This is a genomic window from Candidatus Symbiopectobacterium sp. NZEC127, assembly GCF_025962675.1.
In the GTDB taxonomy this organism is placed as follows: domain Bacteria; phylum Pseudomonadota; class Gammaproteobacteria; order Enterobacterales; family Enterobacteriaceae; genus Symbiopectobacterium.
Map to the genome: position 1 here is coordinate 176581 of NZ_JAGFPG010000003.1, position 13035 is coordinate 189615.

Annotated in this window: 12 protein-coding genes; 9 read left to right on the forward strand and 3 right to left on the reverse strand. The window is 53.1% G+C overall.

Features of this window, described 5'->3' with window-relative positions; translation table 11 throughout:
• Positions 1-69 precede the first annotated feature (69 nt).
• Both dnaJ and J5069_RS14285 read left to right on the forward strand, forming a co-directional pair.
• Positions 70-1206, forward strand: coding sequence for a molecular chaperone DnaJ (gene dnaJ / locus J5069_RS14280; RefSeq protein WP_264644507.1), 1137 nt, complete (start codon positions 70-72; stop codon positions 1204-1206).
• 165 nt (positions 1207-1371) lie between these two features.
• A complete protein-coding gene (locus tag J5069_RS14285) occupies positions 1372-2631 on the forward strand; it encodes a lysozyme inhibitor LprI family protein (RefSeq protein ID WP_264644508.1) in 1260 nt (419 codons plus the stop codon).
• A 78-nt stretch (positions 2632-2709) separates the two neighbouring features.
• Here the strand turns inward: J5069_RS14285 and J5069_RS14290 are convergent, their stop codons facing one another.
• The gene (locus J5069_RS14290; RefSeq protein WP_264644509.1) at positions 2710-3306 is read right to left on the reverse strand and encodes a hypothetical protein; all 597 of its coding nucleotides are present in this window, start codon (positions 3304-3306) and stop codon (positions 2710-2712) included.
• 95 nt (positions 3307-3401) lie between these two features.
• The gene (locus J5069_RS14295; RefSeq protein ID WP_264644510.1) at positions 3402-4784 is read right to left on the reverse strand and encodes a hypothetical protein; all 1383 of its coding nucleotides are present in this window, start codon (positions 4782-4784) and stop codon (positions 3402-3404) included.
• A gap of 34 nt (positions 4785-4818) precedes the next feature.
• On the opposite strand from J5069_RS14295, the gene J5069_RS14300 reads away from it, so the two are divergent.
• Positions 4819-4974: a hypothetical protein gene (locus J5069_RS14300; RefSeq protein WP_264629121.1), complete on the forward strand. Its 156-nt coding sequence runs from the start codon at positions 4819-4821 to the stop codon at positions 4972-4974.
• Between the two features lie 288 nt (positions 4975-5262).
• Here the strand turns inward: J5069_RS14300 and rpsT are convergent, their stop codons facing one another.
• The gene (rpsT, locus tag J5069_RS14305) at positions 5263-5526 is read right to left on the reverse strand and encodes a 30S ribosomal protein S20 (protein WP_264644511.1); all 264 of its coding nucleotides are present in this window, start codon (positions 5524-5526) and stop codon (positions 5263-5265) included.
• Between the two features lie 390 nt (positions 5527-5916).
• Here rpsT and ribF point away from each other — a divergent pair, with 390 nt between their 5' ends.
• The 6 genes from ribF (at position 5917) to dapB (ending at position 12951) form a co-directional block, all read left to right on the forward strand.
• Positions 5917-6858: a bifunctional riboflavin kinase/FAD synthetase gene (ribF, locus tag J5069_RS14310; RefSeq protein WP_264644512.1), complete on the forward strand. Its 942-nt coding sequence runs from the start codon at positions 5917-5919 to the stop codon at positions 6856-6858.
• Between the two features lie 43 nt (positions 6859-6901).
• Positions 6902-9715, forward strand: coding sequence for an isoleucine--tRNA ligase (gene ileS / locus J5069_RS14315; protein WP_264644513.1), 2814 nt, complete (start codon positions 6902-6904; stop codon positions 9713-9715).
• Positions 9715-10227: a signal peptidase II gene (gene lspA, locus J5069_RS14320; protein ID WP_264644514.1), complete on the forward strand. Its 513-nt coding sequence runs from the start codon at positions 9715-9717 to the stop codon at positions 10225-10227. Before ileS ends, lspA begins: the two co-directional genes overlap by 1 nt.
• Positions 10224-10697, forward strand: coding sequence for an FKBP-type peptidyl-prolyl cis-trans isomerase (fkpB, locus tag J5069_RS14325; protein WP_264644515.1), 474 nt, complete (start codon positions 10224-10226; stop codon positions 10695-10697). Before lspA ends, fkpB begins: the two co-directional genes overlap by 4 nt.
• Entirely contained in the window at positions 10678-11628 is a 951-nt protein-coding gene (gene ispH / locus J5069_RS14330; protein WP_264644516.1) for a 4-hydroxy-3-methylbut-2-enyl diphosphate reductase, read from the forward strand. Before fkpB ends, ispH begins: the two co-directional genes overlap by 20 nt.
• 504 nt (positions 11629-12132) lie before the next feature.
• Positions 12133-12951 (forward strand): 4-hydroxy-tetrahydrodipicolinate reductase, encoded by an 819-nt coding sequence (dapB, locus tag J5069_RS14335; RefSeq protein ID WP_264644517.1) that lies wholly within the window; start codon positions 12133-12135, stop codon positions 12949-12951.
• Positions 12952-13035 lie beyond the last annotated feature (84 nt).

Here is a 13035-nt window from a genome sequence, read left to right on the forward strand (position 1 = left end):
CTGGCAAACCAGGCACGGGCGTCGAGGAAACTCTGCGCCCGTGCACGCATGTTGAGGGCAGGAAAAAACATGGCGAAGCAAGATTATTACGAAGCGCTCGGCGTTGCCAAAGACGCCGATGAGCGGGAGATCAAAAAGGCCTACAAGCGCCTGGCGATGAAGTTTCACCCGGACCGTAACCCCGGTGATAAAGAAGCTGAAGCAAAATTCAAAGAGATCAAAGAAGCCTATGAAATTCTGACGGATGCGCAGAAACGGGCGGCTTACGATCAATACGGCCACGCGGCGTTTGAACAAGGTGGTATGGGCGGCGGCGGGGCTGGCGGTTTTGGCGGCGGCGCAGATTTTGGCGATATCTTTGGCGACGTATTCGGCGATATTTTTGGCGGTGGACGTCGTCAACGTGCCAGCCGCGGGGCCGATTTACGCTATAACATGGAGTTGACGCTGGAAGAAGCGGTTCGTGGCGTCGCCAAAGAGATCCGCATTCCGACGCTGGAAGAGTGCGACTCCTGTCATGGCAGCGGTGCAAAACCGGGCAGCTCGCCGGTCACCTGCCCAACCTGTCATGGCAACGGTCAGGTGCAGATGCGCCAAGGGTTCTTTACCGTTCAGCAAACCTGTCCGCACTGTCATGGGCGTGGCAAGATCATTAAAGATCCTTGCAACAAGTGTCATGGTCATGGCCGTGTTGAAACCAGCAAAACGCTGTCGGTGAAAATCCCTGCGGGCGTGGATACGGGCGATCGTATCCGCTTGTCCGGTGAAGGCGAGGCCGGGGAGCACGGTGCACCATCGGGCGATCTGTACGTTCAGGTGCAGGTAAAACCGCATCCTATCTTCCAGCGTGAAGAGAACAATCTCTATTGCGAAGTGCCTATCAACTTTGCGATGGCAGCCATGGGCGGTGAGATTGAAGTGCCGACGCTGGATGGCCGCGTGAAATTGAAGGTGCCAGCGGAAACGCAAACCGGAAAACTGTTCCGCATGCGTGGCAAAGGGGTGAAATCGGTACGCGGTGGTGCGCAGGGCGATCTGCTGTGCCGCGTGGTGGTTGAAACGCCGGTTAATCTTAATGAGCGCCAGAAGCAACTGCTGAAAGAGCTGGAAGAGAGCTTTGGTGGACCTTCCGGTGAGAAAAACAGCCCTCGCTCTAAAAGCTTCTTTGATGGCGTGAAGAAGTTTTTCGATGATTTGACCCGCTAACGTTGCAGGTTGAGACAAAAAAACCGGTGATGTATCACCGGTTTTTTTACGCCTGCCGTTTCACTCAATATGCCCCTCATCGGCTAAATGTATATCCCTGCTCTTGCTAATGACTTCTTTGAACCGATATCATTGGATTTTATAGGGAAATAATCAGGGAAAAAGATGAAACTGGGAAAAATCGTGTTTTTTTTGGCGCTATTAGCCTGCTATGCCAATGTTCAGGCCGCCGGATTTAACTGCTCGCTCGAAAACCTCAATGAAACCGAAAAAACAATATGCAGCACGCCTGCGCTGAGTGGCATCGACTCCATCGCGAATCGGCGTTACACGATTGCCATAGATAATAGTGTGGCTAAAGGCTCTTTGATGAGGGAGCAACGCGAATGGTTGGCACGAAGAAATGCGTGCGGCACTAACGTTGACTGCATAAAATCTGAATATCAGCAGCAGATTCGCTATCTTGAAATGGTTCATCAATTTTCTTCTGTCAGAAATTTGTTTGGCAAATGGTTGGATAAGCCGTTAGAAAAAGGGATGAAAACCGCGTCAGGCTTCGCCATCGAGGAAGCGCCGTGGAAGATAAAAAGGCTGTTTCGTTTTCGCGGTGAAATGCGTAAGTATGATGAAAATAATGATGGTTACTGGCGTTTGCTAACGCACCGGATTATCAATGGTGATTTGGCCATCTTTTTTGCGGTAGCGAATTCGACCAATACCAAAATCTACATGTACACCGATTCGGTGCCTCACAGCAATGACTTAAAACTGGTTGCGCTTTTTGATTACAAGATGAGCACCGTATATACCCCGGTGGTGAGCTATCATGTTACGGACGACAATATCCTTAGCTATTCCATCAGTTACGGTCGCGGTGATTACCATTATGAAAAGCAGTTTGAGATAGAAGTATCGGATAAAGGACTGTCGGCCCCCAAAGAAGTACCCGCAACCACCGTCAGAGACTACGATGAAGAAGGTAGTGAAACGTGGACGGGATATTGTGGTATTGTAACCTGTACCAGCCGAGGCGGTTCTCCCGATGGGAAATGGCGTATTGCGGCGACTGACAGTATTTTCTATTTTCCTTCAGATCGCCCCGATCTCGGTGTTGATGTTTTCCTGCCTCAATTAGATCCCAATGAGAATAAATCATCCCAATGGGAGTATGATCGTCGCTATACCTGGGGGGATAAAAACGCGTTCTATTTTGACAATGACGGCGGTGTTGCCTGTGTTTGGAAAACCGATATCGAGAAGAAAACCACGACAAGAATATTACCCGTTGAAGGCCTGGTGCACCCTTACTATATAAAATACAAGGGTAAGGATTACATTGTTGCCAGACACCTATCTTATGAGGGTGAGTATGGTAACAGGGGCAGCGATGGTTATCTTGATGGATACTATATCGCTACGGAATAGTTAAGTAATTTATAGGTAATAGAAAGAGCCTTTTCCGGCAATGGCGCGAGATTTCGCGCCATATTTATTTGAAACGGTTTAGTGGCTTGCTTCCTGTGCTCTATAGGATGAGGCTTCAAATCTTTTTTTAAGCTCATCCATGACGGAGTTATATTTCGGTGTTGTTTCGGGTTTAATGCTCTTCTTTTCACGTACCATTGGTGCTGAGTTTACTGTATCCGTCTGGATGATTCTTGGCGGTACATACGATGCCGGCGGCATAGGGGGTGGCGGCGGTATTCCCGTTTTACTCGGTGTTACGGGCGCTGGCGGGATGAATGTGCTCATCGCGATAGGCGCTGGCGCAGGAGTTGCGACGAGAGGTTTTTTAATCGGCGAAGGGGTACCTGTGGCTAAATTACGGCTCAGAAGCTGTAGGAATTTACTGTGTTCGCTCGCGAAATTATCTGACTGTTTCCGCGCATAAATAATGCTGAGTTCACTGAGCGGCAGTTGTTTGGTCGGCACGGTAGATGATGCATAGGATGAAGGTGTAAATTTTATTGCGCTGTTTGATGCTTTTTTAACATCATGTTTAATAACGCCAACAGCTGTATTTTTTGTCAATGATGGCGGTAAGGGTTGCATGAAATTTTTCATTAATGTGCTAATGTTCTTTGATATTGCTGCTCGCATGTGGTCTCCTGAGTGCTGGATGAATATTGAAGGTTAAGCAGAATATTAATTAAGTGAGCGTTATGCCGCTTCAATAATCTGCTGAACCTATAGTCTTAATAAGAAACGAATCCTTCAAAACGCGTAGAAATCTTCGTCAGGCTGTCGTCGAAACGATCGGGGGAATATTTCATTAAATTTTGTAGTTTAGCGTTTAATGCCGAGTCGTTATCACTATCAGCGGATGGCAAGCTCTCAAGCTTGGGTTTTAAATTCCTTGATAACGTCTCTATTTCTGCCATTAGCTGGTGATGAGCATGTTTTGACAGTTGGTCTTTAATTTCCTGGTTCATCAATGCGTCGGGATAGTGTTGCGTTACCGCGTCTAAGGCTGGTCTGATATACGGATTCGCGCCAGCTCCCTTCGGTGTGAAGGCTTCATCGCTGTGTGGTGTCTCGCCGGAAAGGCCTGCATCCTGTGCGGCGCTGCCTAAGGTATGCAGATAGGCGTTACGAATGCCGTCACAAAGCCCTTTATGGTAGGCAATTTGCGCGGCGGCCGAGAGAACGTTTCCATCATGGCGTGCGTGGCCCTTGGTTTTTAAGAGATGATTGAGCACGGCGTTGTGGGTAACGGTTTCAAGCTCGGTGTGTGGATACGGCATGCTACTTGCGCGTGCGTCAGCGGAACCCCGTTGATGCTGTGTGATTTCTTGCTTTACGGCGTTAAGCGCCTTTAGCGATCCCGTGGCCAGACTGGCATTGCGTCCTTTCTGATAGGCTGTGGCAACTGCGTCTTGCAGACTGTGATTGAACAAACTGCGGCCCGCAATGTTGACTATCCCTTTTTGCAGCACATTGACGATGTGGCCCATTCCCAACGCTTTCACGAATGGTTTGTTTTTTAGTTGCTCCAGCTTGTCTAATGCGCCTGTGACTTTGGTATTGGGGTGTTGTGGCGGTGAGGTGTGAGCACCAGAGAGCGCCTGGCGAATGGATTGCTGTGTGTCAGCGGGGAGGGGGCTGAGCAGTTCATCCTGAACCGGTTTGGCATTTTGCTCCAGGCGCTTTAAGAAGTTGTCTTTATGGTTGCTATAGACGGCGCACAGGGCTGAGTCGATAGCCTGACTGGCATAGTGGGCATCTGCCATGCCTTTCTCTACGATCCCAAACTCCATGACGGCGCTATCGACAATCGTTTTTGCTTTTGTGAGCGTTTCCCCGCTGGTGGTGTTGGTTGTCGGTGTGGTTGCCGCATGCTGAGTAAGTGGCTTACCCAGAATCGGTCCCGAGATGGCTTGTCGGGTCAATCGTTTTCCCGCGCCCGCTTTGCGTAAATGACTTTTATTGACCTGCTGCTCGGCTTCCTGTGCGAGGGTAGCCATGATTTTTTGTCGGGCTGAGTGGGGATAGGCTGGCCTTGCTGCGCGGGTCTGTTGCGCTGTATCGGGTGTACGCGACGCGGTTGCGGCGTGTTTTGACTGATTAAATCTTGCCATCGCGCGCACATTGATACACTGCGTGAAGGGGTTGATGCACTGTAATAACGCGTTATTTTTTAGCGGCGTGCTCACCACCTCTGCTGCGGGTCTGCCGTTCGGCGCGCAGGCGTGTTGTGCTCTGTTGCCAAGCCCGTTCAGGGTGTTTAACGCAGAAGGCTGTGATGATGTTATCGGTGACGCCTGTTGAGCTTTTGGCTCCAGGTTCGTCAATACGATGGGAGAACATTTTTTGGCTACTGGCGCTACCATAGAAAACCTCATGAATAGTGGATGCGATATGCGCGCCAGCATAAAGTAGCGGTTAATTCCGGCTATAAAAAAAGCGCCTTACAGATTGAATCGGCATAAAGCGAGGATTGATGACGAGATAGCGGCAGGGGGAACCTGGGGGATGCGGTTTAAACGAGCAGAAACAAAAAACCGGCCAGAGCCGGTTTTTTCTTACAACGAGGAAGACAGATGTCTACGCAGGCAATTATTGCAGCGCGTTGATCTGAGCAGCCAGGTTGGATTTATGACGAGATGCTTTGTTCTTGTGGATCAGACCTTTGCTAGCCTGACGATCCACAATCGGTTGCATGTCGTTAAACGCTTTTTGTGCAGCTTCTTTATCGCCAGTAGCGATCGCGGCGTATACTTTCTTGATGAAAGTACGCATCATCGAACGACGGCTAGCGTTGTGCTTGCGACGCTTCTCAGACTGTACGGCGCGTTTCTTAGCTGATTTGATATTAGCCAAGGTCCAACTCCCAAATATATTCTTTCGAGGACAATTCAAAGGCCGAGGAATATGCCCGTTTAGCCTTCGTTTGTCAATGGATTTGTGCAAATAAGCGCCGTTTGTACGCCGACGCTTGTTACGTTGTGATGGCGCAGGATTTTAACAGCTTCGCGCTCGGGAATACAGCGTTTCCCAACAGAAATTCACGTTTACCTGACGAACTTTTGATAAGAAAGAGGAATTTCCGCTCACGCGGGGTAGCGCCGTGCAGGCGGTGCACGGCGCGATCGGTAGGCACTGCCGAGCAATTGCGTGACAAAAGGCGTGAATCGCGCCTTAACCTTAACCGCTGTACAAGGTATAATCCGCCGATTTCCATATCGTTAACCAAACTGTTCCTGAGTCGCCATGCAGCTAATCCGCGGTATACACAATCTCCGGGCACGCCATTATGGTTGTGTGCTCACCATCGGCAATTTTGACGGCGTACACCGTGGGCATCAAATGCTGCTTGAGCGATTAAAGCAGGAGGGGCTGGCGCGTCATTTGCCGGTGATGGTGATGACTTTCGAGCCACAGCCGCTCGAACTGTTTGCTGCCGATCAGGCACCTGCACGGCTTACCCGGCTGCGGGACAAGGTGAACTATCTGGCGCGCGCAGGCGTTGACGCGCTATTGTGCGTTAAGTTTGACGCGGCGTTCGCCGCACACGATGCGCAAGATTTTGTGCGCCACCTTCTGGTGGAAAAACTGGGTGTGAAATTTCTCGTTGTGGGGGATGACTTCCGCTTCGGGGCTGGTCGCAGCGGCGATTTCCTGTTATTACAGAAGGCGGGGCAGGCCCATGGTTTTGAGGTCATCAGCACCACGACGTTCTGCAATGGCGGTAGGCGCGTCAGCAGTACCGCAGTACGTGATGCGCTGCTGCATGACGATCTGCCACTGGCGCAGGAATTGTTGGGCCACCCTTACAGTATTTCCGGGCGCGTGGTGCATGGTAAAGCACTGGGCAGAACGTTGGGATTTCCGACCGCGAACCTGCCGATGAAACGCCAGGTATCGCCGGTCAGTGGGGTGTATGCCGTTGAAGTCTACGGCCTGGGCCCGACGCCGTTTCCCGGTGTCGCCAATATTGGCACCCGGCCAACGGTAGACGGCGATAAACGCCAGCAGTTGGAAGTGCATCTGCTGGATGTCGCCATGGATCTGTACGGGCGTCACATAGAAGTGGCGCTGTGTAAGAAAATACGAAATGAGCAGCGGTTTGCGTCGCTAGAAGCATTGACGCAGCAAATCGCCGAGGATGTGGTGACGGCCCGGACGTTTTTCGGGTTAGCAGCACCGGTGTAATATTCATACCCCAAGGTATGGCCGAAACTAAATCGAGAATCTAATGAGTGACTACAAAACTACCCTGAATTTGCCGGAAACAGGGTTCCCGATGCGTGGCGATCTGGCCAAGCGTGAACCTGACATGCTGAAACGTTGGTATGAACAGGATTTGTACGGAATTATTCGTCAGGCGAAAAAGGGCAAGAAAACCTTCATTCTGCATGATGGCCCTCCGTATGCGAATGGCAACATTCACATTGGTCACTCAGTTAACAAGATTCTGAAAGATATTATTGTCAAATCCAAAGGGCTGGCTGGCTACGATTCGCCGTATGTGCCGGGATGGGACTGCCACGGTCTGCCTATCGAACTGAAAGTTGAGCAACTGATTGGCAAACCGGGCGAGAAGGTGAGCGCGGCGGAATTTCGTCAGGCCTGCCGCAAGTATGCGGCGGAGCAGGTTGAAGGGCAGAAGAGAGACTTTATCCGTCTCGGCGTGCTGGGCGATTGGGATCGCCCGTATCTGACCATGGATTTCAACACCGAGGCGAATATCATTCGTGCGCTCGGCAAGATCATCGACAACGGGCATCTGCACAAAGGGGCTAAACCGGTGCACTGGTGTGCCGATTGCGGCTCTGCGCTGGCGGAAGCCGAGGTGGAGTACTACGACAAAACCTCTCCGTCTATTGATGTCGCTTTTACTGCCGTCGATGCAGCAGTGGTTGCGGAGAAATTTGGTGTCGCTTCCGTTGCTGGCCCGATTGCACTGGTTATCTGGACCACCACCCCGTGGACGCTGCCAGCGAACCGTGCGATTTCGCTGAATGCTGATTTCGTTTACCAACTGGTGCAGATTGACGGCAAAGCGTTGATCCTGGCCGCCGAACTGGTGGAAAGCGTGATGGCGCGCCTGGGCGTGACAAGCTGGACCGTGCTGGGTGAATGCAAGGGTAGCGATCTTGAACTGCTGCGTTTCAATCACCCGTTCCTGAATTTCGATGTGCCTGCGATTCTGGGCGACCACGTCACGCTGGATGCCGGTACCGGTGCGGTGCACACCGCGGGCGGTCACGGCCCGGATGACTATGTCATCAGCCAGAAATACCAGCTCGAAATTGCCAACCCGGTGGGGCCGAACGGTTGCTATCTGCCGGGTACGCACCCAAATCTGGACGGTAAGTTCGTCTTCAAAGCCAACGACATCATCGTTGATATGCTGCGTGAAAGCGGCGCGCTGCTGCATGTGGAAAAACTGCAACACAGCTATCCGTGCTGCTGGCGTCACAAGTCGCCGATCATCTTCCGTGCCACGCCGCAGTGGTTCGTCAGCATGGATCAAAAAGGGCTGCGTCAGCAGTCGCTGTCTGAAATCAAAGGCGTGCAGTGGATCCCGGATTGGGGTCAGGCGCGCATCGAATCCATGGTTGCCAACCGCCCAGACTGGTGTATCTCGCGCCAGCGTACTTGGGGCGTGCCGATGTCGCTGTTTGTCCACAAAGAGACCGAAGAACTGCACCCACGCACGCCAGAGCTGATTGAAGCGGTGGCGAAACGCGTTGAGCAGGACGGTATTCAGGCATGGTGGGATCTCGATCCGGCCGATCTGCTGGGCGCTGATGCTGCCAATTATGTCAAAGTGCCGGATACGCTGGATGTGTGGTTCGATTCCGGATCGACCCACGCCTCTGTGGTGGATGTGCGCCCGGAATTCGCAGGGCATGCGGCCGATATGTATCTGGAAGGCTCTGACCAGCATCGCGGCTGGTTTATGTCCTCGCTGATGATCTCTACGGCGATCAAAGGCAAAGCCCCGTACCGCCAGGTGCTGACCCACGGCTTCACCGTCGATGGTCAGGGCCGCAAGATGTCCAAATCCATCGGCAACACCATCGCGCCGCAGGACGTGATGGACAAGCTGGGCGCGGATATTCTGCGTCTTTGGATCGGCTCCACCGACTATTCCGGTGAGATCGCCGTGTCCGATGAGATCCTCAAACGCTCTGCCGATGCTTATCGCCGCATCCGTAACACCGCGCGTTTCTTGCTGGCGAACCTGAACGGGTTCGATCCGGCATTGCACAGCGTGAAGCCGGAAGACATGGTGGTGCTGGATCGTTGGGCGGTAGGCTGCGCGCAAGCCGCACAGCAAGAGATCGTTGAGGCCTATGAAAGTTACGATTTCCACCGCGTGGTACAACGCCTGATGCAGTTCTGCTCCATTGAAATGGGCTCGTTCTATCTGGACATCATCAAGGATCGCCAATACACCGCCAAGCACGACAGCGTGGCGCGCCGCAGTTGCCAGACCGCACTGTTCCACATTGTGGAAGCGCTGGTACGCTGGATGGCGCCGATCATGTCCTTCACCGCCGATGAAGTCTGGGGCTACCTGCCGGGTGAACGCGCGCAGTACGTGTTTACCGAAGAGTGGTATGACGGCCTGTTCGGGCTGGCGCAAGAGGAAACCCTGAACGATGCGTTCTGGGCTGACATGCTTAAAGTGCGTGCCGAAGTGAACAAGGTGATTGAGCAAGCGCGTAATGACAAGCGCATTGGTGGTTCGCTGGAAGCGGCGGTTACGCTGTATGCCGACGCTGAACTGTCCGAGAAGCTGGGTCGTCTGCAACAGGAGTTGCATTTTGCGTTGCTGACCTCCAAGGCGCGGGTTGAACGCTATGAAGATGCCCCGGCGGATGCGCAGGCAAGTGAACTCTCTGGTCTGAAAATTGCCTTAAGCAAAGCGGATGGGCACAAGTGCCCGCGTTGCTGGCACTATGAGTCCGATATCGGTGTGGATGCTGCACACCCAGAGGTATGCGGACGCTGTGCCACGAATGTGGGCGGTAATGGCGAAGAGCGTAAATTTGTCTGATGAATAAATCGATCTGTTCAAGCGGGTTGCGCTGGCTGTGGCTGGTGCTGGTAGTGTTGGCGGTGGATCTTGGCGTCAAATACTGGGTGCTGGCAAATTTTGAGTTGGGTGAAACCTGGGCGCTGTTTCCCTCGTTAAACCTGCACTATGCCCGTAACTACGGCGCAGCGTTTAGCTTCCTGGCAGATAAAGGCGGCTGGCAGCGGTGGTTCTTTGCCGGTGTCGCCATCATGATCGTGGTGGCGCTGCTGGTAATGATGTACCGCAATCGCGCCGACCAGAAGCTGAGCAATATTGCCTATGCGCTGATTATCGGCGGCGCGCTGGGGAACCTGTTTGACAGAACCTGGCACGGCTTTGTGGTCGATTACATTGACTTCTATGTCGGTGACTGGCACTTCGCGACGTTCAATCTGGCAGATACGGCCATTTGTATCGGGGCCGGTCTGGTGGTGCTGGAAGGCTTTCTGGCACCTCACGACGCCTCGGCGAAGCCGAAGGGGCAGGCATGACGCAGAGCGTACAGAATACCAGCGCCGTACTGCTGCATTTTGTGCTGACGCTGGAAGATGGCAGCGTCGCGGAATCGACCCGCGAACGGGGCAAACCCGCGCTGTTTCGCCTGGGCGATGAGAGTTTGTCTCCGGCACTGGAACAGCAACTCCTCGGCTTGTGCCGGGGAGATAAGCACCGTTTCACGTTGCCGCCGGAATCGGCCTTCGGGCCGTCCAATCCGGATTTGATTCAGTTCTTTCTGCGCCGCGATTTTGCCCAGACCGGCGTACCGGACGTGGGCACCATCATGCTGTTCAGCGGTGTGGCGGGCAATGATATGCCCGGCGTGATCCGTGAAGTGGCGGAAGAATCGATCACGGTCGATTTCAATCACCCGCTTGCCGGTCATCACGTCAGTTTTGACGTAGAGGTGATCGATATCGATCCTGTGGCGCAGGAGGTTGAGCGTGCAAATCTTACTGGCTAATCCGCGCGGTTTCTGCGCGGGCGTCGATCGCGCCATCAGCATTGTTGAGCGTGCGCTGGAAATTTACGGCACGCCGATTTATGTGCGCCACGAAGTGGTGCATAACCGCTATGTGGTGGATGGCTTGCGTGACCGCGGCGCGATCTTTATTGAAGAGATTGGTGAAGTGCCTGATGGGGCGATCCTGATTTTTTCTGCGCATGGCGTGTCTCAGGCCGTGCGGGCGGAAGCGAAGAATCGCGATCTGACCGTCTTTGATGCCACCTGCCCGTTGGTGACCAAGGTGCATATGGAGGTGGCGCGTGCCAGCCGCAAAGGGGTAGAAGCTATCCTGATCGGCCATGCGGGTCACCCTGAAGTAGAAGGCACCATGGGGCAGTACAGCAACAATGACGGCGGCATGTATCTGGTGGAGTCGCCGGAGGACGTGTGGAACTTGCAGGTTAAAGATGAGGGTAACCTCTGCTTTATGACGCAGACCACGCTGTCGGTGGATGACACCTCTGCGGTGATTGATGCACTGCGTGAACGTTTTCCACAGATTATCGGCCCGCGTAAAGACGATATCTGCTATGCCACCACTAATCGTCAGGAAGCGGTGCGCTATCTGGCGGAACGCGCCAACGTGGTGCTGGTGGTCGGGTCGAAAAACTCCTCCAATTCCAACCGGTTGGCAGAGCTGTCCCAGCGTGCTGGCATACCCGCTTACCTTATCGACTCCGCGAATGATATACAGGAACGCTGGCTGACAGACGCGGCGTGCGTGGGTGTGACGGCGGGGGCTTCTGCGCCGGACATTCTGGTTCAGCAGGTGATTGAGCGCCTTAAATCCCTGGGTGGAAAAGTCGCACTCGAGCTGGAAGGCCGTGAAGAGAATATTGTCTTTGAAGTACCGAAAGAGCTGCGCGTAGAAGTGAAGCAGATCGATTGATATTGGCGTGAGGCAGGGTAAAAAATAGCAGGGTGATATCCCTGCTCAGACTGATGACAAAGTCACTTTACCCCTTGTCCTCCTCGGCTCCCCTCCCGTCATCCTGCGCTCCCCTCCCGTCATCCTCGGCGAAAGCCGGGGATCTCTGTGAGGATAAACGCATTTCTTCGGCAAGAGATTCCCGCCTGCGCGGGAATGACGGTGGGACTAGGGCGGTTTGTCAGCAATTTCAGCAGGGTGATATCCCTGCTATTTTTTTGCCTGAGTTTTCACCTCTTTCCAATGCATAAAAACTGCATGATTATGCGTAATTACCTCTCTTGCCTATTCGGTCGAATTTGCCTGTCCCTGTGCTTCGAACGGCTTCTGGGGGATAGCTTTTACTGATTACTCGCCCTTTTTGTCAGAAATTTCTAATCCTGTGTGAAATCCGCTGGCAGCCGTCGCGTTGGCCCGCTAACCTGAGAACGTTTTTACGGCGCAAGTGAAAAAAGAGAGATAACGATGAAGGATGCAATACGTGTAGCGATTGCCGGTGCCGGTGGTCGAATGGGGCGTCAACTGATCCAGGCGGTTTCGCAGATGGAAGGCGCGGTGCTCGGCGCGGCGCTAGAGCGCGAAGGTTCATCGCTGGTTGGGGTTGATGCCGGTGAGTTGGCGGGGCTGGGCACGCTGGGCGTTACCGTGCAGGATTCGCTGGCTGCGGTAGGTGATGATTTTGATATCTTCATCGATTTCACGCGTCCTGAAGGCACACTGGTACATCTGGCATTCTGCCGCCAGCATGGCAAGGGCATGATTATCGGTACCACAGGCTTCGATGATGCGGGCAAAGCGGCTATCAGCGCGGCTGCTCAGGAGATTGGTATTGTGTTTGCCGCCAACTTTAGCGTAGGTGTCAACGTGATGCTGAAATTGCTGGAGAAAGCGGCCACGGTGATGGGCGACTACACGGATATCGAGATTCTTGAAGCGCACCACCGCCATAAAGTCGATGCCCCGTCAGGGACGGCGTTGGCGATGGGGGAAGCCATTGCGGGAGCGTTAGGGCGCGATCTGAAAACCTGCGCGGTCTATGCGCGTGAAGGTCACACCGGCGAACGTGTGCCAAACAGTATCGGTTTTGCCAGCTTGCGTGCCGGGGATATCGTCGGTGAGCACACTGCCATGTTTGCGGATGTCGGCGAGCGCATTGAGATTAGCCATAAGGCTTCCAGCCGCATGACCTTCGCTAATGGTGCGGTTCGTGCCGCAATTTGGTTGAAAGCTAAAAAATCAGGTCTTTTCGATATGAGAGATGTGCTTTCTCTGAACGATCTTTGATTTTATTTTTTTTGTTAACTCAGTGAATGGGATGGCTTATTTGTCATCCTTTTTATTATTTAGGGTTGTTTTGATTTTTATATA

Bases quoted from the DNA above. Each gene is read 5' to 3' on its own strand.
- dapB (WP_264644517.1), top strand. From the start codon at position 12,133: ATGAAGGATGCAATACGTGTAGCGATTGCCGGTGCCGGTGGTCGAATG.
- ribF (WP_264644512.1), top strand. From the start codon at position 5,917: ATGCAGCTAATCCGCGGTATACACAATCTCCGGGCACGCCATTATGGT.
- lspA (WP_264644514.1), top strand. From the start codon at position 9,715: ATGAATAAATCGATCTGTTCAAGCGGGTTGCGCTGGCTGTGGCTGGTG.
- J5069_RS14300 (WP_264629121.1), top strand. From the start codon at position 4,819: ATGCACTGTAATAACGCGTTATTTTTTAGCGGCGTGCTCACCACCTCT.
- dnaJ (WP_264644507.1), top strand. From the start codon at position 70: ATGGCGAAGCAAGATTATTACGAAGCGCTCGGCGTTGCCAAAGACGCC.
- J5069_RS14285 (WP_264644508.1), top strand. From the start codon at position 1,372: ATGAAACTGGGAAAAATCGTGTTTTTTTTGGCGCTATTAGCCTGCTAT.
- fkpB (WP_264644515.1), top strand. From the start codon at position 10,224: ATGACGCAGAGCGTACAGAATACCAGCGCCGTACTGCTGCATTTTGTG.
- J5069_RS14295 (WP_264644510.1), bottom strand. From the start codon at position 4,784: ATGGCAAGATTTAATCAGTCAAAACACGCCGCAACCGCGTCGCGTACA.
- J5069_RS14290 (WP_264644509.1), bottom strand. From the start codon at position 3,306: ATGCGAGCAGCAATATCAAAGAACATTAGCACATTAATGAAAAATTTC.
- ileS (WP_264644513.1), top strand. From the start codon at position 6,902: ATGAGTGACTACAAAACTACCCTGAATTTGCCGGAAACAGGGTTCCCG.